This is a genomic window from Streptomyces noursei ATCC 11455 (assembly GCF_001704275.1).
GTDB lineage: Bacteria > Actinomycetota > Actinomycetes > Streptomycetales > Streptomycetaceae > Streptomyces > Streptomyces noursei.
In genome coordinates this window covers 7,945,962-7,965,205 of record NZ_CP011533.1, presented here as the reverse complement: position 1 = coordinate 7,965,205, position 19,244 = coordinate 7,945,962, and the positions used below count along the sequence as shown (strand labels likewise).

At 73.4% G+C, this 19,244-nt stretch carries 15 protein-coding genes; 3 read left to right on the top strand and 12 right to left on the bottom strand.

Going from position 1 to position 19,244, the window contains the following annotated elements; genetic code table 11:
• Positions 1-27 precede the first annotated feature (27 nt).
• The 8 genes from SNOUR_RS34010 to SNOUR_RS33975 form a co-directional block, all read right to left on the bottom strand.
• Complete coding sequence (locus SNOUR_RS34010; RefSeq protein WP_067354763.1) at positions 28-804, bottom strand: ABC transporter ATP-binding protein; 777 nt, start codon at positions 802-804, stop codon at positions 28-30.
• Complete coding sequence (locus SNOUR_RS34005; RefSeq protein ID WP_067354760.1) at positions 801-1,841, bottom strand: FecCD family ABC transporter permease; 1,041 nt, start codon at positions 1,839-1,841, stop codon at positions 801-803. Before SNOUR_RS34005 ends, SNOUR_RS34010 begins: the two co-directional genes overlap by 4 nt.
• Positions 1,841-2,920, bottom strand: coding sequence for an ABC transporter substrate-binding protein (locus tag SNOUR_RS34000; RefSeq protein ID WP_312634380.1), 1,080 nt, complete (start codon positions 2,918-2,920; stop codon positions 1,841-1,843). The genes SNOUR_RS34005 and SNOUR_RS34000 overlap by 1 nt, the downstream gene beginning before the upstream one ends.
• Positions 2,921-3,054: 134 nt before the next feature.
• On the bottom strand, positions 3,055-3,513 hold the full coding sequence (locus SNOUR_RS33995) for a cyclic nucleotide-binding domain-containing protein (protein ID WP_067354755.1): 459 nt from the start codon (positions 3,511-3,513) through the stop codon (positions 3,055-3,057).
• A 107-nt stretch (positions 3,514-3,620) separates the two neighbouring features.
• Positions 3,621-6,521 (bottom strand): NHLP bacteriocin export ABC transporter permease/ATPase subunit, encoded by a 2,901-nt coding sequence (locus tag SNOUR_RS33990; protein ID WP_067354753.1) that lies wholly within the window; start codon positions 6,519-6,521, stop codon positions 3,621-3,623.
• Position 6,522: 1 nt separating this feature from the next.
• The gene (locus tag SNOUR_RS33985) at positions 6,523-8,802 is read right to left on the bottom strand and encodes an NHLP family bacteriocin export ABC transporter peptidase/permease/ATPase subunit (RefSeq protein WP_039638463.1); all 2,280 of its coding nucleotides are present in this window, start codon (positions 8,800-8,802) and stop codon (positions 6,523-6,525) included.
• Positions 8,799-9,605, bottom strand: coding sequence for an HlyD family efflux transporter periplasmic adaptor subunit (locus tag SNOUR_RS33980; protein ID WP_067354750.1), 807 nt, complete (start codon positions 9,603-9,605; stop codon positions 8,799-8,801). Before SNOUR_RS33980 ends, SNOUR_RS33985 begins: the two co-directional genes overlap by 4 nt.
• Before the next feature lie 231 nt (positions 9,606-9,836).
• On the bottom strand, positions 9,837-10,052 hold the full coding sequence (locus SNOUR_RS33975) for a type A2 lanthipeptide (RefSeq protein ID WP_067354747.1): 216 nt from the start codon (positions 10,050-10,052) through the stop codon (positions 9,837-9,839).
• Between the two features lie 676 nt (positions 10,053-10,728).
• On the opposite strand from SNOUR_RS33975, the gene SNOUR_RS33970 reads away from it, so the two are divergent.
• The gene (locus SNOUR_RS33970) at positions 10,729-11,769 is read left to right on the top strand and encodes a PHP domain-containing protein (protein WP_067354744.1); all 1,041 of its coding nucleotides are present in this window, start codon (positions 10,729-10,731) and stop codon (positions 11,767-11,769) included.
• A gap of 30 nt (positions 11,770-11,799) precedes the next feature.
• On the opposite strand, the gene SNOUR_RS33965 is transcribed toward SNOUR_RS33970, so the two are convergent.
• The 3 genes from SNOUR_RS33965 to tdh all read right to left on the bottom strand — a co-directional run bounded on the left by SNOUR_RS33965 (position 11,800) and on the right by tdh (position 15,106).
• Positions 11,800-12,708, bottom strand: a complete 909-nt coding sequence (locus tag SNOUR_RS33965; RefSeq protein WP_039638460.1) for a LysR family transcriptional regulator — start codon at positions 12,706-12,708, stop codon at positions 11,800-11,802.
• Positions 12,709-12,759: 51 nt separating this feature from the next.
• Positions 12,760-13,992 (bottom strand): glycine C-acetyltransferase, encoded by a 1,233-nt coding sequence (locus SNOUR_RS33960; RefSeq protein WP_067354743.1) that lies wholly within the window; start codon positions 13,990-13,992, stop codon positions 12,760-12,762.
• Between the two features lie 85 nt (positions 13,993-14,077).
• Entirely contained in the window at positions 14,078-15,106 is a 1,029-nt protein-coding gene (tdh, locus tag SNOUR_RS33955; RefSeq protein WP_067354740.1) for an L-threonine 3-dehydrogenase, read from the bottom strand.
• Positions 15,107-15,577: 471 nt separating this feature from the next.
• On the opposite strand from tdh, the gene SNOUR_RS48590 reads away from it, so the two are divergent.
• Together SNOUR_RS48590 and SNOUR_RS48585 are read left to right on the top strand one after the other, a co-directional pair.
• Positions 15,578-16,714, top strand: coding sequence for a hypothetical protein (locus tag SNOUR_RS48590; RefSeq protein WP_312634365.1), 1,137 nt, complete (start codon positions 15,578-15,580; stop codon positions 16,712-16,714).
• Positions 16,714-18,378 carry an ABC transporter substrate-binding protein gene (locus SNOUR_RS48585; RefSeq protein WP_312634364.1) on the top strand — a complete coding sequence of 555 codons (1,665 nt, stop codon included), beginning with the start codon at positions 16,714-16,716 and terminating at the stop codon, positions 18,376-18,378. Before SNOUR_RS48590 ends, SNOUR_RS48585 begins: the two co-directional genes overlap by 1 nt.
• Before the next feature lie 18 nt (positions 18,379-18,396).
• On the opposite strand, the gene SNOUR_RS33940 is transcribed toward SNOUR_RS48585, so the two are convergent.
• The gene (locus tag SNOUR_RS33940) at positions 18,397-19,188 is read right to left on the bottom strand and encodes a VOC family protein (RefSeq protein WP_067359005.1); all 792 of its coding nucleotides are present in this window, start codon (positions 19,186-19,188) and stop codon (positions 18,397-18,399) included.
• Between the last annotated feature and the right edge of the window lie 56 nt (positions 19,189-19,244).

The window sequence follows — 19,244 nt, the reverse complement described above, 5'->3', positions numbered from 1 at the left end:
GGGCGCCGACCGGGCCCGCTGGGCCGGTCAGGGAAGCGCCTGCCGGTGATCGAAGGCGATCAACGGGTCGCCGGTCAGCGGGTGTTCGGTCACCGCGGCTCGGACACCGAAGACCTCTCCCAGCAGCTCCGGCGTCAGCACCGTACGGGGCGGGCCGGAGGCCACCAGGCCCCCGGCGTGCAGCACGTGCAGCCGGTCGCAGAGCGAGGCCGCGGCGTTCAGGTCGTGCAGCGAGATCAGAGTGGTCCGGGCCCGGTCGCGGAGCAGGGCGAGCAGCTCGACCTGGTGCCGGACGTCGAGGTGGTTGGTGGGCTCGTCCAGGACCAGGACGTCCGGTTCCTGGGCGAACGCCCGGGCCAGCAGGACCCGTTGCCGCTCGCCGCCGGAGAGGGCGGTGAACCGGCGGGTGCCCTGGCCGGCCATGCCGACCGCGGCGAGCGCACCGGCCACCGTCTCCCGGTCGGCGCGGTCCTCGCCGGCGAAGGCCCGTTTGTAGGGCGTCCGGCCCATCGCCACCACCTCATGGACCGTCAGCTCGAAGTCGGCGGCGCGCTCCTGCGGCAGGGCCGCGATGTGCCGGGCGGCCCGTCCCGGGGACAGGGTGCGCAGGTCGGTGCCGGCGAGCAGGACCCGGCCCGCGGTGGGTCGCAGATGGCGGTAGACGGTCCGCAGGACGGTGGACTTGCCGCTGCCGTTGGGGCCGACCAGCCCCACGATCTCCCCGGGCGCCGCCATGAGGTGGACCCCGGCGACCACGTCCCGCCCGTCGTAGCTGACCCGCAGCTCCTCGATGTCGATCCTCATCGCTCCGCTCCCAGCCGCCGGTCCAGCACGAACAGCAGGGCCGGCGCGCCGATCATGGCGGTGACGACCCCCACGGGCAGTTCCTGGCCGTCCATGGCCGTGCGGCAGACCACGTCGACCACCACCAGGAGCAGCGCCCCGGTGAGCGCGGCCAGCGGCAGCAGACGGCGGTGGTCGCCGCCGAGGACCAGCCGGCACAGGTGCGGCACCATCAGGCCGACGAAGGCGATGGCGCCGGAGACCGCGACGAGGACGCCGGTCAGCAGGCTCGTCACCACGAACAGTTCGCGGCGCAGCCGGACCACGTCCACGCCCAGCCCGGCCGCCGTCTCATCGCCGATGAGCAGTGCGTTCATCGCGCGGGCACGGGCCTGGAGCACCAGCAGACCGGCCGCGACCGCGAGCGCCGGGAGCCACAGCGTGCCCCAGGTGGCCCCGCTCAGGCTGCCCATGAGCCAGAACAGCACGCCGCGGGTCTGCTGTTCGTCGCCGGCCTGGAGGACGAGGTAGCTGGTGAAGCCGGACAGGAACTGGCCGATGCCCACCCCGGCCAGCACCAGCCGCAGCGGCGAGAATCCGCCGCCCCGGCGCGCCATCGCCCACACCAGGGCGAAGGCGGCGAGCGCCCCGGCGAAGGCCGCCGCCGACATGCCGAGCCCCAGCACCCCGCCGGCGCCCGCGCCCAGCACGATCGCGGCGACCGCGCCGAGCGAGGCGCCGTTGGAGATGCCGAGCAGGTACGGGTCGGCGAGCGGATTGCGCACCAGGGCCTGGGTGGCGGTGCCGACCAGGCCGAGGCCGGCACCGACGCAGGCCGCCAACAGGGCCCTGGGCACCCGGAGTTGCCACACGATCAGCTCGTCGGTGCCGGGCCGGGGCGGGGCCCCTTCGAGCCGGCGCAGGACCACCGACCAGACGTGTCCGGGCGGGATGTCGGTGGCGCCCAGGGACACCGCGGCGGTCAGCGCCGCGAGCAGGGCGACGGCGAGGAGCAGGGCCAGGGCTCCGGTGCGTGCGGTGTGAGCCCGTTCCCCCACTAGCGCGCCGCCTTGAAGCGCGCGGGGTACAGGGTGTGCGCGATCTCCTCGACGGTGTCCGCGGTGCGGGTGCCGGGGAGGGTGGTGCGCTCGGAGCCGATGCGCAGGAACCTGCCGTCGCGGACGGCCGCCAGGTCCTTGGTCGCGGGGAAGGTCCGCAGGAACTGGGCGGCCTGGTCGTACGCCTGCGCGTTGGCCGCCGCGTCGCCGCGGTCGCGGATGCCCAGCTGGATCCAGTCGGGGTTCTTGGCGACCACGTCCTCCCAGGAGACCGGCTTGAAGTCCCCGTCGCAGTCGGCGAAGACGTTGCGGGCGCCGGCCTGGGTGAGCACCGCGTTGGCGACCTGCTTGCCGCACAGGGCCATCGGCTGCTTGGTCCCGGCGTCGAAGTCGAAGAAGAAGTAGCCGGGGCGCTTGCCCTCCGGGACGTCCGCCAGCGCGGTGCGGACGGCGGCGACCTTGGCCCGCATGCCGGCGACGAGTTCCCGGGCCCGCTGCGCGGTGCCGGTGACGGCGCCCAGCCGGGTGAGGTCGCCCTCGACGCCGGACAGGTCGCGCTGCGGCCCCTTGGCCATGGAGGCGCAGGCGGTGGACGCCAGGTAGATGTGGCGGATGCCGGCCGCCGCGAACTCCTCCTCCGTCGGGGCGTCGCCCATCCCACCCATCCCACCCATCCCGCCCATGGAGGCGAAGGTGTCGATGTAGAGGTCGGCGCCGGAGCCCAGCAGCTTCTCCTTCGGGATGACGGCCTTCCCGAGCACCGGCACCTTGGCGGCCCGGGCGCCGAGGTCGCCCGGCAGGGTCCCCTTGCCGGGCGGGAATCCGGTGCCGATGACGCGGTCGCCGACGCCCAGCCGCAGCAGCATCTCCAGGGCGGCGGCGTTGCTGGTGACGATCTTGTGCGGCGGGGCGGCGAAGGTGGTCTCGACGCCCTTGCAGTCGGCGACCTTCACGGGGAAGCCGTCGCGGCCCGGCGGGCCGACGTCCGCTGCCGTGCCGCGCTCGCCGCCGCCTCCGCTGCACGCCGTGGCGGTCAGCGCGACGACCATCGCGAGTCCGCACCACTTCCTTGGGCGCATGGGTCTTCTCCCCTACCACTGTGACGCTCCGGCCGGTCCGCCGGCCGTGGGCCACCCTCGTGGCCCGGCACAGGTAGTCGGGCGCGCGCCGCCTCCGGTTCCCGGGAACGCACAGGTCGTCCCGCGGGTCGCGGTCACGGCCCGGCGGTGCCGCCCTGGGGGCCGTAGAGGTCGAGGAGACGGGTGCGGGTGCCGTGGAGGCGTTCGGCGACGGTCTCGGCGACGTAGCGGTAGACGGCGCGGCCCAGGATGGGGTCGTCCTCGCACAGGGCGCGGACGAGGGGGGCGTCGAACTCCAGGGCGTCGACGTGGCCGACGGTCTCCGCGCCGAAGTGCCAGAGGTAGGGCGGGAACAGCCAGGACCAGCCCAGGACCTCGCCCCGGCCGAGGGTCTCGACGACGGCGGCCTGGCGGCCGGGGACCCGCTGGTCGAGTGCGATCTGGCCGGAGCGGATGATCCAGAACCGGTCGGCCCGGCGGCCCTCCTCGAAGAGGCGGGTGGCGCGGGGCAGCGACACCTCGTGGCCGAGCTCGGTCAGCCGGCGGCGCCGGTCCGCGGGCAGGGCGTCGAACAGGTGCTCGACCTGGGGCATCTCGTCCTCCATCCACCACTGTGCAGTGCCTCGCACGATATGTGGCGGATCGCGGGGATCCCGGGAATGGCCGGTCCGGCGGCCGGCGGCCGGCGGCCGGGGCGCGGTCAGGCCATCTGACGGCGTACCAGGTCGTGCAGCCGGCCGCCGGTGTCGGCGAGGAGTGCGGCGGGGGCGCCCTGCTCGACGATCCGGCCGTCGGCCATGACCAGGACCCGGTCGGCGTCGAGCACGGTGGACAGGCGGTGCGCGATGACCACGCGACTGGCGCTGAGCGCGCGGGTGCTGTCGATGACGATCCGCTGGGTCTCGTTGTCCAGGGCGCTGGTGGCCTCGTCGAAGAAGAGGATCCGCGGGCGGCGGACCATCGCCTGGGCGATCATCAGCCGCTGCCGCTGGCCGCCCGAGATGGCACCGCCGCCGGAGATCATGGTGTGCAGCCCCATCGGCATCCGCTTGATGTCCTCGGCCAGCCCGGCCATTTCGGCCGCCGCCCAGACCTCTTCCTGGGTGAACGCCTCGGCGCCGCAGATGCAGTCGAGGATCGAGCCGGTGAGCGGCTGGGCGTTCTGCAGCACCACGCCGCACTGCCGGCGGACGGCCGCCTGGTCGAGCGCGCCGAGGTCCTGGCCGTCGTACAGGACGCTGCCCCCGGACGGCCGGTCGAAGCCGATGAGCAGGCGCAGCAGGGTCGACTTGCCGCAGCCGCTCGGGCCCACGATCGCCACGAACTCGCCGGGCCGCACCTGGAGGGAGACGTCGTCGAGGACGAGCGGACCGTCCTCGCTGTAGCGGAAGGAGAGTTTGCGGGCCTCGATGGCGCCGGAGAGCACACCGGGTTGGGAGCTGCCGCCGCGGACCTCGGGTGCCTCGTCCAGCACCGGCTTGATCTGCTCGAACATCGGCAGCGCCGCGGCGGCCGAGACGAGCGCGCCGGTGATCTGGGTGACCGAGGTGAGCAGCATGGTCACCGAGGTGTTGAAGGTCAGGAAGGCGCCGGCGGACAGGGTGCCGCGGGCCGGGCCGGCCAGCAGCACGAACAGCGCGAGGGAACAGAGCGGGAGGTAGACGGCGTTGAGCACGGCGGTGAGGTTCTTGATCCGGCCGGCCTTCTGCTGGAGCTCCCGGGAGCGGGCGAACTCCCGGGCCCAGGCCGCGTAGGCGAAGGACTCCGCCGCCGCGACCCGCAGTTTGGGCAGCCCGCGCAGGGTCTGGAACACCCGGTTGTTGAGCTTGTTGCCGAGCGTGATCAACCGGCGCTGCCAGCGCAGTTCCCACAGGCCCAGGACGAGGAACACCGCGCCGATGACGAACAGCACGGCGAGCGCGGCGAGCGCCAGCGGCACGCTGTAGAGGAGCAGCAGCACGAGGTTGACCGCGCCGACCGTGGCGGCCTGCACGGCCACCGGCCCGACGCCGGCCAGCACCTGGCGGATGGCGCTGATGCCCATGGCGGCACTGGCCAGTTCACCGGTGGAGCGGCCGGCGAAGAACTTCGTCGGCAGGCGCAGCAGCCGGTCCCAGACGGCCGGTTGGAGGACGCTCTCGATCCGGCCCTCGATGCGCAGCACGGTGAGGTTCTGCAGCAGGGTGAAGGCCGCCGCGACCACGCCGGCGATGATGACGGCGAGTGCGACCTGGACGATCGGGCCGCGGGCGGCGGCCGGTACGTAGACGCCGAGGACCTTGCCGGTGGCGATCGGGACGAGGGCGCCGAGGGCGACCGTCACCAGTCCGCTCAGGGCGAGGTTGCGCAGGTCGGCGCGGTTCCCGCGGAGGCTGAAGCGCATCAGCCGCCACAGCGTGAGCCGGCGTTCGGGCAGTGGCCGGTAGAACATCACCGCGTGCGGCTCGAACTCGTCGGCGGTGTCCTTGCCGATCCGGATCCGCAGCCCGGAGGCGGGATTGACCGCCTCGTACCGGCCGCGCCGCCACAACAGCGCCACCGGGGCACCGGACTTGGCGCGGTGGCCCACCAGGGGCCCGGCGTCGGTGCGCCACCAGCGGCCGTCGAGGCGGACCGCGCGGGTGCGGATCCGGGAGGCGAGGGCGATCCGTTCGACGGGGCTGATCCGGTCGCCGGCGGCGGCGCCCTTGGGCGGTTCGGTGAGCACGATGCCGGCGGCCCCGGCGACCTTCCGGCAGACCGCGAAGGTCAGGTCGTCGCCGGCCCGGTCGCGGCCCGCGGCGGCGCGTCCGGAGCGGTCCTTGCCGATGGACGCCAGCAGTGCCTGGTCGGCGCGTTCCCGGACGGCCTCGCCGGCCTTGATGCCGGCCGCCGCGCGGTCCTCGTGGGCGCGCTCCAACTGCTCGATCCAGCGGTCGACGGCGGACAGCAGCCGGTACTGCTGGTTGACCATCCGCTGCCACAGCGCCGCGTCGACGAGCAGGTCGGCGGCGGCCTCGGCGCTGTAGGAGGCGCCGTACTGGACGCTGCCGGACGGCACCGGCATCCACAGGACGTCGTCGTCGGCGACCGCTTCGTCGCTGGGCCGGCCGTCCAACGGCGCCTCGAACAGCACGCCCAGACCGCGCGCGGTGCCGAGCGCGAAGGCGTGCTCCAGGGGGGTGGCCGGCTGCCCGCCGTAGGTGTCGTCGGGTCCGAAGGTGCCCTCGTGCCCGTACGCGCCCTGGTCGCCGTGGTCGGCGCGGGGCAGTTCGCGCAGGGCGATCCGGCGCAGTCCGCAGTGCGAGGAGGGGCGGCCGACGAGGGTGTGCTGGGGGCCTTGGACGGGCCCGAGCAGCAGGGTGCCGGCTTCGAGGCGGCCGAGGAAGTGCCAGTGGCCTTCCTGACCGGCGTCCACCGCGAACAGGTCGAGGGTGCCGCCGGTGACCAGCCACAGCACGTGCGGGCCTTCGAGGGGGACGTCGCGCAGCCCGGCGCGGTCGACGGGGGTGCCGAGGCCGCCCAGGGCGTGCGTGACCGCGTCGACGCCGTGCGGATCCGCGGCCGGTGCGGCCGGCTGCGTGGCGGATCCCGCGTCCGGGGACGGGTGTACGGATGCCACGTCAGTGCTCCTTGACCAGCTCGGCGTAGGCGCCCCCGGCGGCGACCAGTTCCTCGTGCCGGCCGCGTTCGACGACCGTGCCGTGGTCGAGCACCACGATCTCGTCGCTGTCGCGGACGGTGCTCAGCCGGTGGGCGATGATGACGCAGGCGCAGCCGCGGCGCCGCAGGTTGTCCATGATGACCGCCTCGGTCCCGGCGTCGAGGGCGCTGGTGACCTCGTCGAGGACGAGGATGCTGGGGCGCCGGACCAGCGCCCGGGCGATCTCCAGGCGCTGCCGCTGGCCGCCGGAGAAGTTGCGGCCGTCCTGTTCGACGCGGCTGTGGATGCCGTCGGGGCGGCGGGCGATGACGTCGTCGTAGAGGGCGGCGTCCTGGAGGGCGGCGATCACCGCGTCGTCCGGGATGGAGGGGTCCCACAGCGCGACGTTGTCCCGTACGGTGCCCTCGAAGAGGAAGACGTCCTGGTCGACGAAGGAGACCGAGGCGGCCAGCGCGCTGCGCGGGATGTCCGCGAGGCGCTGTCCGTCGATCCGGATCGTGCCCTCCCAGGGGGTGTAGAGGCCGGAGATCAGCCGGGAGACGGTGGACTTGCCGCTGCCCGAGCCGCCGACCAGGGCGACCTGGCGGCCGGGGCCGACGGCCAGGGAGAAGCCGGTCAGCAGCGGGGCGTCGAGCGGGCTGTAGCCGAAGGTGACGCCGTCGAGGGTGATGTGGCCTTTGAGGCGGCGGGTGCCGGCGTCCGCGTCCGGGCGGGAGTAGTGGGCGTCGGCGGGGAAGCTCTCGACGTCCTTGAGGCGGGCCACGTCGGCGGCGAAGTCCTGTATGCGGCCGGCGACGCCGTTGAGCCGGGTGATCGGTGCGGTGAAGCGGGTCACCAGGGCCTGGAAGGCGACCAGCAGGCCGATGGAGATGTGGCCCTCGACGGCGCGCAGGCCGCCGATCCACAGGATCAGTGCGCTGTTGAGGGTGGCGAGGGTGGGCGCGACGACCGCCAGCCAGGCGCTGGGGACGCCGAGCCGCTGCTGCTCCTCCAGCGTGGTGGCGTGCTGGCCGGCCCAGCGGCGGAAGTAGCCGTTCTCGCCGCCGGTGGCCTTCATGGTCTCGATGAGTTGGAGGCCGGTGTAGGAGGTGTTGGTCAGGCGGGCGGTGTCGGCGCGCAGCTTCTGGGTGTGGGTGGCGCGCAGCCGGACCACGATCCGCATGGCGACGACGTTGAGCAGCGCGATCAGCACGCCGATGACGGTGAGCTGGGGGTCGTAGGTCCACAGCAGCACCGCGTAGAGGACGACCACGACGCCGTCGACGGCGGCCGCGGCCAGGTCGCGGGCGAGGGTCTCGGCGACCGCGTCGTTGGACTGCAGGCGCTGGACGAGGTCGGCGGGCGAGCGCTGGGAGAAGAAGGTGACCGGCAGCCGCAGCAGATGGCGCAGGAAGCGGGCGCTGCTGAGGGTGGAGGAGATGATCCGGCCGCGGAGCAGGTTGGCCTGCTGGAGGCCGGTCAGGACGGCGGTGAGCACCACCATCGCGCTCATCGCGGCGAACAGCGGCCCCAGCAGCGAGGTCTGGTTGCCGATCAGGAACATGTCGATGTAGGTGCGGCTGAGCGCGGGCAGCGCGGCGCCGACGCCGACCAGCAGCAGGCTGGCGAGCAGCGCCGCCAGCAGGGTGCCGGCGGTGCCGCGCAGCCGGGCCGGCAGGGCGCTCCGCACGCTGGGCCGGCGGCCGCCCTTGCGGAACGCCTCGGTGGGCTCGAAGACCAGGGCGACGCCGGTGAAGCTGGTGTCGAAGTCCTCCGTCGGCACGAAGCGGCGGCCCTTGTCGGGGTCGTTGATGTGGACGCCCCGGCGGCCGAGGCGGCGGCCCATGCCGTCGTAGACGACGTAGTGGTTGAACTCCCAGAAGAGGATGGCCGGTGCCTGGACCTCGGCGAGGGCGGCCGGCTCCATCTGCATGCCCTTGGCCGACAGGCCGTAACTGCGGGCGGCCTTGAGGAGGTTGCTGGCCCGGGAGCCGTCGCGGGAGACGCCGCAGGCGATCCGCAGTTCCTCCAGCGGCACATGGCGTCCGTAGTGGGCGAGCACCATCGCCAGGGAGGCGGCGCCGCACTCCACCGCTTCCATCTGGAGCACGGTGGGGGTGCGCACGGACTTCTTCGCCTTGGGGGCGGCGGCCGGCGGCCTGCGGCGGCGGGTGGGCGGCGCGCCCTCGGGGCGGTGCCGTCCGCGGCCGGCGGGCGGGAGGTGCTGCGGGGGTGCCGCGGCGGCGTCGGGTGCGGTCACGAGAGCAGCCAATCGATCGGGTGCTGCGCGGCCAGGTGGACGGCGGCGGTGGCCTGGGTCATCGAGTCCAGGGCGAACGGCGGGCCGTCGGAAGTGGACCAGGCATAGCCGGTGGCGGTGGACGCGGTGTCGAGCCGGACCAGCACCGCGACCGGCTGGCCGGCGCGGGAGAACTGCTCGCCGAGTTGGCTGCTGCCGAGGAACGCGGAGATCCGCTGGCGGCTCTGGGCGGTGCGGCCGATGGCCGCGACATGGCCGCGCAGCACGCCGTACCGCTGGGTGGGGGCGGAGGCGACGGTGAGGTCCACGGCGGCGCCGGCGGGGAGGGTGGCGGCACTCGTGGCCGGGACGTAGAGGGTGGCCGTCAGGGGGTCGTGGGGGCCGTTGGTCCGCTCCACGGCGGCGAGGTCGGCGCCGGTGGTGACGACCGCGCCGATGGTGGCGACCAGGCTGGTCAGCCGGCCGGCGGCGAGCGCGCGGACGACGGTGGTGGTGCCCTGCACGGTCCGTATTCGCGCCAACGGGGCGCCGGCGGCGACCGGTTGGCCCTCCTCGGCGAGGACCGCGGTGACCTGTCCGGCGACCGGGCTCTGCAAGACGTAGCTGCCGCGGCCGTGGGTGAGGATGCCGGGGGCGGTGAGGGTGGCGGAGACCGTGCCGGTGACCGCCCAGACGGTCGCGGCGATCATGACGAGGACGGTGACGGTCAGCACCAGCCAGCCCTGGGGGCGGGCGAAGCGCACCGGCAGGTCGAGCTCCTCGGGCGATTGCAGCTTGGAAAGGGCCTGTTGGCGGAACTGCACGACACTCTTCCCTCAACTGCAGGGGCTGGTACGGGAGTAGCGGGAGTGTACCGCCGCCGGAGATCCGGTGACGGTTTCCCGGCGGCGAACAGCCGGGTGCCCCGGACAACCCGGCCGGAACCGGGTTGTCCGGGGCACGCGGTACGGCAGATCGACAGGGAGGGGGCGCCGACTGCCGTCACGACCGTTCGTCGCCGACCGTGCCGCGCGGCGGCACAGGGGCGGCTCGGATCAGAGACCGGCGGTCGCGCCGCCCACGATGCCGTTGACGTCGAGGCCGGTGGTCTGCTGGACCAGGCCGGTGGCGGTGGCGAGGACGCCGCCGACCGGGGCGACCGAGCCCACGGTGGTGGTGACGGTGCTCAGCACGCCGCCGACGAGGCCACCGGACACGTTGTCCAGGTCGGCGTCGGAGATTTCCTGGGTCTGCACCTGGGCGTTGTTCATGATGTTTCCCTTCGGATCAATATCAAGAAAAAACAAGCGAAACGGGCCGTCCGGTGGGTGACCCGGCCGCGGCCACGGCAGTCCGGCCCCCGATATCGGGAAACCCCGGCGACTTCCGCGGTGCGATGGATCAAAGCATGCGGGCGGGTTTCCCTGCTAATCGGATGAGCGGCGATCCGGGCGCGTCTGCGCCGCGAAATTACCGGACGTGTACGTGTGTCCATGGCTTGATCGAAGCATCTTCACATCTCCTCCGGTTTCTTTTCCGCCGAAGGGTCGTTGCGACACCCGCGGAATGGGGCATTCCGGAACTAGACCGCCGACCACCTGGGCGGCCGTGTCACCCGAAACCCTGAAGCGTGTGCCGGCTGCACATTCGGTGTGCAGATTTCCTGGAGGTCGCCGAACTCAACGTCCGGCTGACGCACCGACCCGCCGAGAAGTCCGATTCGCGTTTCCGCAGTACGGCCGGGATGTTGCCCAGGTTTTAACCGAACATGATTGCCCTCGACTTCCGGTGCACTAATGACCGGAATCATCACGGCTATCGCCCCGTCATTCCGATGGAAACGGATCGAGTATCCAGAGAACGGACATATTCGCATAACTGCGGTAGGGGGCGTGCGCCGGCCCGACCGCGGTGGCAGCCGCGCCCCGCCCGGTGCACGGTGGGGAGGTGGATCCCGTGGCGGCGCTGGAGCGGATCGCGTTCCTGCTGGAGCGGCAGGGGGCGCTGACGTACCGGGTGCAGGCGTTCCGCACGGCGGCGTCGGTGCTCGACGGACTGACCGCGGAGGAACTGCGCGAGCGGGCCGGGAACGGGACGCTGGGGCGACTGAAGGGGCTCGGCCCCAAGACGACCCGGGTCGTCGAGGAGGCACTGGCCGGTAGGCAACCCGCCTATCTGACGCGGCTGACGGAGGAGGCGGGCGGCCCGCTGGTCGAGGGGGAACGGGGACTGGCGCTGCGGCGGGCCCTGCGCGGCGACTGCCATCTGCACTCGGACTGGTCGGACGGCGGCAGCCCCGTCGAGGCGATGGCCAGGGCCGCCCGCGACCTCGGCCACGACTGGTGCGCGCTGACCGACCACTCCCCCCGGCTCACCATCGCCCACGGGCTGACCGCCGAGCGGTTGCGGCGGCAGCTGGACGTGGTCGCCGAGGTCAACGCGCGCCTGGCGCCGTTCCGACTGCTGACCGGGATCGAGTGCGACATCCTCGACGACGGCTCGCTGGACCAGGAGCCGGAGCTGCTGGACCGGCTCGACGTCGTGGTCGCCTCGGTCCACTCCACACTGCGGATGGACCGGCGACCGATGACCCGGCGGATGCTGGCCGCGGTCGGCAGTCCGCTGGTGGACGTGCTCGGCCACTGCACCGGCCGGCAGCTCACCGGCCGGCTCCGCCCGGAGTCGGCGTTCGACGCCGCGGAGATCTTCGCGGCCTGCGCCGAGCACCGCACCGCGGTGGAGATCAACTGCCGCCCGGACCGCTTCGACCCGCCGCGCCGCCTGCTGCGGCAGGCCCTGGACGCCGGCACCCTCTTCGCGGTGGACAGCGACGCGCACGCGCCCGGCCAGCTGGACTGGCAGATCTACGGCTGCGCCCGCGCCGAGGAGTGCGGCGTCCCCGCCGACCGGATCATCACCACCTGGACGGCCCGCCAGCTGACGACCTGGACGCGGACCGGCCGCACCCCGCACAGGGCCGGCGGCTGACCGTCCGGGGCCGGTCCGGGACCACTCGCCTCAGCCCTGCGCGGACGCCGCCGTGCGCAGCGCCGCCAACACCGGGCGGAACAGCGGATGGTCCTCCGCGCCGCGGCGGACCGCGGCGAAGACCCGGCGGGTGGGCGGGGCGCCGTCGACCGGTCGCACCACCACGCCCCCCAGGTCCATCCCGCGCAGCGCCGAGCGCGGCACCAGGGCCACCCCCACGCCCGCCGAGGCCAGCGCCACCACCGCCCGGAAGTCGTCCGAGGAGTGCGTCAGGCGCGGCCGGAAGCCGGCGTACTCACAGGCCAGCACGACCACGTCATGGCAGGGATTGCCGGAATAGGGCCCGATCCAGGGGTCCTTGGCGAGCCCGGCCAGCGGCACCGCCGCTGCCCCGGCCAGTGGATGCCCGGGCGGCAGCACCGCGTCGAACGGCTCGGCGTAGAGCGGGACCCGGGTCAGCCGGGGGTCGTCCGCGTCCGGCGCGCCCCGGTACTCGACGGCCACCGCCACGTCGACCTGCCGGTCCAGCACCATCAGCAGGCTGGCGTCGCCCTCCGCGTCCTGGACCCGGACCCGGATGCCGGGTGCGGAACCGGCGAGTTCGGCCAGGGCCGGGGCGAGCACCAGCGCGATGCCGGTCGCGAACGCCGCGACGGTCACCGTGCCGGCCTCCCCCTTGTCGTACGCCGCCAGCTCCGCCTCGGCGCGCTCCAGCTGGGCCAGCACGGCGTTGGCGTGACCGAGCAGGATGTCGCCCGCGGCGGTCAGTCGGACGCCGCGGGCGCCGCGCTCGACGAGGCGATGGCCGGTCTCCTGCTCCAGGGCGGCCAGTTGCTGGGAGACCGCCGAGGGCGTGAGGTAGAGCGCGGCGGCCGCCGCCGTCACCGTGCGATGGTCGGCCAGCGCACGCAGGATGTGCAGCCGACGGGCTTCGATCATGGTTCCAGTTTCGCAGGGTTCGGCGGGGTTCCGTGCCCCGGAACCCCGCGGTCACCCCGCCAGGGCGGCGCGGGCGGCCACGAAGGCGTCCACCGCGCGGTGCACGTCCTCGGTGGAGTGGGCCGCGGACAGCTGGACGCGGATCCGGGCCTCCCCCTTGGGGACCACCGGGTACGAGAAGCCGATGACGTACACCCCGCGCTCCAGCAGCAGCTCGGCCATCCTGGCCGCCTCGGCCGCGTCACCGATCATCACCGGCGCGATCGGGTGCTCGCCGGGCAGGATCGCAAAGCCCTCCTCGGTCATCCGGGAGCGGAACAGCGCGGTGTTGGCGTTGAGGCGTTCGCGCAGGTCACCGGCGGACTCCAGGAGGTCGAGCACCTTCAGCGAGGCGGCCGCGATCACCGGCGCGAGCGAGTTGGAGAAGAGGTAGGGGCGGGAGCGCTGGCGGAGCAGGGCGACGATCTCGGCGCGCGCCGCGACATAGCCGCCGGAGGCGCCGCCCAGCGCCTTGCCGAGGGTGCCGGTGATGATGTCGACGCGGTCCATCACGCCGCACAGCTCCGGGGTGCCGCGACCGCCGGGGCCGACGAAGCCGACCGCGTGCGAGTCGTCGACCATGACCATCGCGCCGTAGCGGTCGGCCAGGTCGCAGATCTCCCGCAGCGGCGCGAGGTAGCCGTCCATCGAGAACACGCCGTCGGTGACGATGAGGGTGCGCCGGGCGCCCTCGGCGTCCTTCAACTGCCGCTCCAGGTCGTCCATGTCGCGGTTGGCGTAACGCAGCCGGCGGGCCTTGGAGAGCCGGATGCCGTCGATGATGGAGGCGTGGTTGAGGGCGTCGGAGATGACCGCGTCCTCCGGGCCGAGCAGGGTCTCGAAGACACCGCCGTTGGCGTCGAAGCAGGAGGAGTAGAGGATGGTGTCCTCCTGGCCGAGGAAGCCGGAGATCCGCTTCTCCAGCTCCTTGTGCACCTCCTGGGTGCCGCAGATGAAGCGGACCGAGGCCAGGCCGTAGCCCCAGCGGTCCAGGGCACCGTGGGCGGCGGCGATGACCTCGGGGTGGTCGGCCAGGCCCAGGTAGTTGTTGGCGCAGAAGTTGAGGACCTCGCCGGGGCGGCCTTCCCCAAGCTCTCGGCTTCGCTCGAGCAGGGGAGACCCCATTGCGGTGACCGTGACGGTGGCGGACTGCGGGGTGCCGATGACCCGCTCGGGCTTGTGCAGTCCGGCGGCGCGGATCTCGTCGAGGGCGGTGCGCAGATCGTCGCGTACGGCGTCGAACATGAGGTGGTGTCTCCTTAGGCGGGGTCGAGGTCGGGCGACAGGAGGGCAGGCCGGCTGGCGGCGCCGTCATCGGGGGTGGCGGGGCTCAGGCGCTCCAGTCGAGGATGACCTTGCCGCCCTGGCCGCTGGCCGCGTCGGCGAAGGCGGTCTCGAACTCCTGGTACGGGTAGCGGCCGGTGATCACGGGGGCGAGGTCGAGGCCGCCTTCCAGCAGCACCGACATCGCGTACCAGGTCTCGAACATCTCCCGGCCGTAGATGCCCTTGATCGTGATCATGGAGGTGACGATCCGGGACCAGTCGACCGGGAACTCCTCGGCGGCCAGGCCCAGCACGGCGATCCGGCCGCCGTGCGTCATGTTGCCGATCATGTCGCGCATGGCCTCGGGCCGGCCGGACATCTCCAGGCCGACGTCGAAGCCCTCGCGCAGGCCCAGTTCACGCTGGCCGGCCTCGATCGAGGTGTGGGCGACGTTGAGCGCGAGGCTGACGCCGACCTTGCGGGCCAGCTCCAGGCGCTGCTCGCTGACGTCGGTGATCACCACATGGCGGGCGCCGGCGTGCCGGGCGACCGCCGCCGCCATGATGCCGATCGGTCCGGCGCCGGTGATCAGAACGTCCTCGCCGACCAGCGGGAAGGAGAGCGCGGTGTGCACGGCGTTGCCGAACGGATCGAAGACCGCGGCGATGTCGAGGTCGACCGGGACCCGGTGCACCCACACGTTGGTGGCGGGCAGCGCGACGTACTCGGCGAAGGCGCCGTCCCGGCCGACGCCCAGGCCGACGGTGGCGCGGCACAGGTGGCGGCGGCCGGCCTGGCAGTTGCGGCAGCTGCCGCAGACCAGGTGGCCCTCGCCGCTGACCAGGTCGCCGGGCTTGATGTCGGCCACGTCCCGGCCGGTCTCGACGACCTCCCCGACGAACTCGTGGCCGACGGTCAGCGGGGTCCGCACGGCCTGCTGCGCCCAGCCGTCCCAGGCCCGGATGTGCAGGTCGGTGCCGCAGATGCCGGTGCGCAGCACCTTGATCAGCACATCGCCGGGGCCGATGGTCGGCTCCGGCACGTCCGTCAGCCAGAGTCCCGGTTCCGCGTTCTGCTTGACCAGTGCCTTCACCGCATCGGCTCCCGTACGTGAATGAGTGCTGTGACATCACGGGGACCCGGTGCGGCCCGCCGATCTCGGCCAGAAATCTTCCGTACGACGGGCTCCGGGTCCATCGAGGATTTCTTAATCGCGCCCTCAGATCACCTTTACGGCCCATCCGTCACAGGGGTACGCAGCCTTCACCTCACTCGCGTGGCGGCTCACCGGCACAGCCGCGCCACGAGCCTCTCCGGCAAGGTCCCCGCGGTCTCCGGGACCACCCGGGCCTGCCCGTCCGGCCGCTCCGGGCAGCCGCCGCGCGGTCCCCGGGGCACCTCGGTCGCCGGAGGCAGGACCGCACCGCGCCACGTGGCGCCGGCCCCGACCGCCACCGGGAGCGGGTCCTCCACGCGGTTCGGGCACAGGGGACAGAACCGTAGCTTCCGGCCGCGCGGCGGTGGCACAATGCCGGCCCCATTCGGAACCAGCCTCAGGGGCACCATGGCGCCGAACGAACCGGATTCCCAGATCCCCGTCTTCCACGGAGCCGGCCACCTGCTGCGGCTGATCGCCGACCTCGTCCGTCGGCCGCGCCGCAGGGAGTGTCCGGAACCGGTGCGGCACCGCGGTGTCGCCCAGGGCCGCGAGGGGCTCCCGGTGATCTGCCTGGTCGCCGGCGACGACCACGCCCAACTCGCCCGCGGCATCAGCTACTTCCTCGGACACGCCGACCCCCGCCGGGTCCCGCACTGCCTGCACGATCTGGGCGCCGAGCCGTCGCCGGCCGACCCCGAGTCGGTGGAGGCGGTGCGCCGCACGCTGGAGCGACTGGCGCAGGGCTTCGCGCGCAGCGTCAACGGCGCCGACGGCCGGGTCCGCTTCCGGCGGTTCGGCCTGGTCAACTGGCTGGTGCAGACCGGCGCGAGCGGCGACCCGGACGACGCGGGCGACGTCGAGGGCACCGACCACAGCCTCCTCCAGCGGCTGCGGGAGCGGGAGTTCCGGCGCCGCCGGGTGTTCGGCCTGCTGCGGGCGCCGGAGACCGAACTGGCGGTGGACGGCCATGTGCCGTGGTGGGTCTGGCTGTTCGCGCTGCACCTCTTCCCGCTGGCGTGGTTCCGGGTCCGCCGCGGACTGGGCCGGGAGTACCGCTGGCTGCTCAACCAGCCCTACCTCGCTCCGCGCGACCCGGGCACCTTCCTCGGCTTCGCGGAGCGGCTGACCGTGCCGCACAACCAGGTCGAGGACCCCGAGCAGCTGCGCAAGCTGATGGTCAACGCCTTCCTGGAGGACCTGCGGACCGCCTTCCGCCGCCGCCCGTGGCGCCCGCGCTCGTCCCGCCGCACCGCGTACTGCGTCGCTCTGCTGGACGGTGTGGACGCCGACAACTGCGGCCATCCGCTGCTGCGCACCGTCATCGACGTCCGCAACGAGACCGGTGCCTTCGATCCGCTGCTGGTCGTCGCCTGCGGCGCGCGGCCACCCGCCGAGGGCACCGGGACCCGCGCCGACTGGGGCCACAGCTCCCTGTGGGAGCTCTCCGACCGGCTCTACGGCGGCTGGCGGGACACCTTCCTGACACCGGCCGGGCCCGCAACCGCGCACCCTGGTACCTGCCGGTCACCGTGCCCCCGCTGATGCCGCCCTCCGACGACCCGGTGGCCAAGGCACGATACGAACTGACGCGACGTCAAGAAGTCGCCCAGGACGCCCGGTTGCGCCTCCCCGAGCCGCCACTGTGGGCGCGCCGGGCGGTCTCCGTCGCGGCCGTGTGCTGCGCGACCGCGGCGCTGCTGGGGGCCGGCGGGCTGCTCTGGGGCGAGGAGAGCGCCTACCGCCGGGCGCACTGCGGGCTGAGCCGCTTCCAGGACGACGCCGACACCCTGCGCACCGTGGAGACCGGCGAGTGCATCGGGGTCTCCCGGCACGGCTTCACCTTCCACTCCCCCGACGCCGAGCTGAACAAGACCCTGCACACCATCGCCGACCAGAACGCCCGCGCCGACCAGATCCACCAGGCGTCCCCGGAGCGTCCGTTCGTGACCCTCGTCCACCTCTCCGCGCTGCTCAGCAGCACCGGCAAGTCCACCGCCCAGCTCGCCTACGGCCGGGAGGCGCTCCAGGGGGCGGCCGGCGCCCAGTCCCGACAGCTGCGCACCACCGGCAGCACCGAGCCGATCCTGCGGATATTCCCCGCCAACGCCGGGTCCGGTATGCGCTTCGGCACCCAAGTCGTCCAGATCCTGGAGGAGTTGCAGGGCAAGGACCCCTCCATCGTCGGCGTCACCGGCCTCGACCAGAGCCGCGAGGCCACCAACCGGACGATCCGCAAGCTGACCGAGGCGGGGCTGCCGATGGTCGCCACCACCCTCTCCGCGGACTCCCTGGTCCGACAGTCGCCGATGTACTTCCAGGTGTCGCCGCAGAACAGCCGGGAGGCGGAGGTCGCCGCCGCCTACGCCGACCACCTCGTCGGCGGCCGGACCAGGCCCACCCGCCAGGTCCGGGTGATCGCCTCCGCCGACCCCACCGACACCTACAGCAGGACCCTCGGCGACGACGTCGCCAAGCAGTTCCGGGCCCGCGGCTTCACGGTCGAGCGGACCGCCTTCAGCCCCCCGCCTCCCCCGGGCGGCGAGCCGTCCTCGGACGCGCCCGGTGCCGGCTCGGTCGGCCAGCGCAGCTGCTCCTACCCGGGGCTGGTCTTCTACGCCGGCCGCGCCGAGGACTTCGAGACCTTCCTCGGCGGGATCAACGAGTCCTGCAACTCCGCCCCGCCGGCCGTCTTCGGCGGCGACGACGTGGCACGGCTGGCCGCCGACCCGGTCCGCCGTGCGCAGTACCCCGGAATCCCCTACGACTTCCTGGACTTCACCCTCGGTTCGGCGCGCTGCGACGACGCAAGCGGGCTGTACGCGGAGATGTCCCGGCTCTTCCCCGAGGAGTGCGCCAAGGTCCCCAACTCGTCCCTCGACGGACATGCCGCGCTCGGCTTCGACGCGGTGAAGCTGTACGTCGACGCGGTCAGGCAACTGCGCGAGGACGCCGCGGGGATGCCGCTGACGCCGCCCGCGGTGTGGCACGCGATCAGCGGGGTGCACGGGGACGAGGCGCTCGACGGGGAGAGCGGGATCATCGGCTTCGGCGGCGAGGTGGACCGTCAGGTCCCGCTGGACAAGCTGCTGTCGGTGCAGCACATCGACGGCGTCGGCAAGCCCACCCAGGTCGGCTACTGCGGCCGGCTCGGCGGCCGCGCCCAGTCGTCGTGGTGTCCGGCGCTGACGCCGGAAAAGGGTCGATGACCGCTCCCGTGACGGGCGTCAGGGCGGCGGCCCCGGCCCCGTCACGGTGAACAACCCGCCGTCGGGGTCGCGCACCATCGCCTGGCTCCCGTTCCCGTCCCACGTCGCGGTCACCGGCGTGATGGTCCCGCCGGCGTCCACCGCGGCCTCGGTCACCGCCGCGACGTCCGGCACCCGGAAGTGCACGTGCCACTGCGGCCGCACCCGGGGGTCCGGGGCCGCCTCCACGGCGCCGCCGCGCAGCGCCGCCACCACGTGCGTCCCGTCGTGCACGATCACCTGGTCGTGCTCGTACGTCACCTGGCAGCCGCCGGGCTTCTCCGACGCCCAGTCGAAGACCTCGGCGTAGAAGATGGCCGCGGCGAACGCGTCCCTGGTCCGCAGCTCCAGCATCGCCGGGGCGTGGCCCGTCCCCACCGACCAGGCCAGCGTCTGCCCCTCCCAGAAGCCGAAGGTGGCGCCGTCCCGGTCCGCGGCGAGGGCGGCCCGCCCCGGGCCGAGCTTGAGCGGCCCGACGGCGACCGTGGCGCCGCGCTCACGGATCCGGGCCGCGGTGTCGTCGCCGTCGGCCACCGCGAAGTACGCGGTCCAGGCCACCGGCACCTGGAAGCTCGGTGCCAGCGCGCCGATACCGGCGACCGGCTCCCCGTCGAGCAGCGCGACCGAGAACTCCTCGCCGAGACTGGCCGACCGGAACCGCCAGCCGAGCACGGAACCGTAGAAGCGGTGCGCGGAGGGCAGGTCGCTGGTCATCAGGCTCACCCAGCAGGGCGCGCCGCGTACCGGAGCGGCCGGACGTGGGGACGGCATGGACATCTGCCTCCTGCATGCTCGGGCCTGTCCGACGGGTCAGCGTGGATCAGCCC

What these genes read in the sequence shown, in the direction of transcription:
- SNOUR_RS33975 (WP_067354747.1), bottom strand. Translation starts at nt 10,052, where the DNA reads ATGAACAACGCCCAGGTGCAGACCCAGGAAATCTCCGACGCCGACCTG.
- SNOUR_RS33960 (WP_067354743.1), bottom strand. Translation starts at nt 13,992, where the DNA reads ATGTTCGACGCCGTACGCGACGATCTGCGCACCGCCCTCGACGAGATC.
- SNOUR_RS48590 (WP_312634365.1), top strand. Translation starts at nt 15,578, where the DNA reads ATGGCGCCGAACGAACCGGATTCCCAGATCCCCGTCTTCCACGGAGCC.
- SNOUR_RS48585 (WP_312634364.1), top strand. Translation starts at nt 16,714, where the DNA reads ATGCCGCCCTCCGACGACCCGGTGGCCAAGGCACGATACGAACTGACG.
- SNOUR_RS34000 (WP_312634380.1), bottom strand. Translation starts at nt 2,920, where the DNA reads ATGCGCCCAAGGAAGTGGTGCGGACTCGCGATGGTCGTCGCGCTGACC.
- SNOUR_RS33940 (WP_067359005.1), bottom strand. Translation starts at nt 19,188, where the DNA reads ATGCCGTCCCCACGTCCGGCCGCTCCGGTACGCGGCGCGCCCTGCTGG.
- SNOUR_RS33995 (WP_067354755.1), bottom strand. Translation starts at nt 3,513, where the DNA reads ATGCCCCAGGTCGAGCACCTGTTCGACGCCCTGCCCGCGGACCGGCGC.
- SNOUR_RS34010 (WP_067354763.1), bottom strand. Translation starts at nt 804, where the DNA reads ATGAGGATCGACATCGAGGAGCTGCGGGTCAGCTACGACGGGCGGGAC.
- SNOUR_RS33965 (WP_039638460.1), bottom strand. Translation starts at nt 12,708, where the DNA reads ATGATCGAAGCCCGTCGGCTGCACATCCTGCGTGCGCTGGCCGACCAT.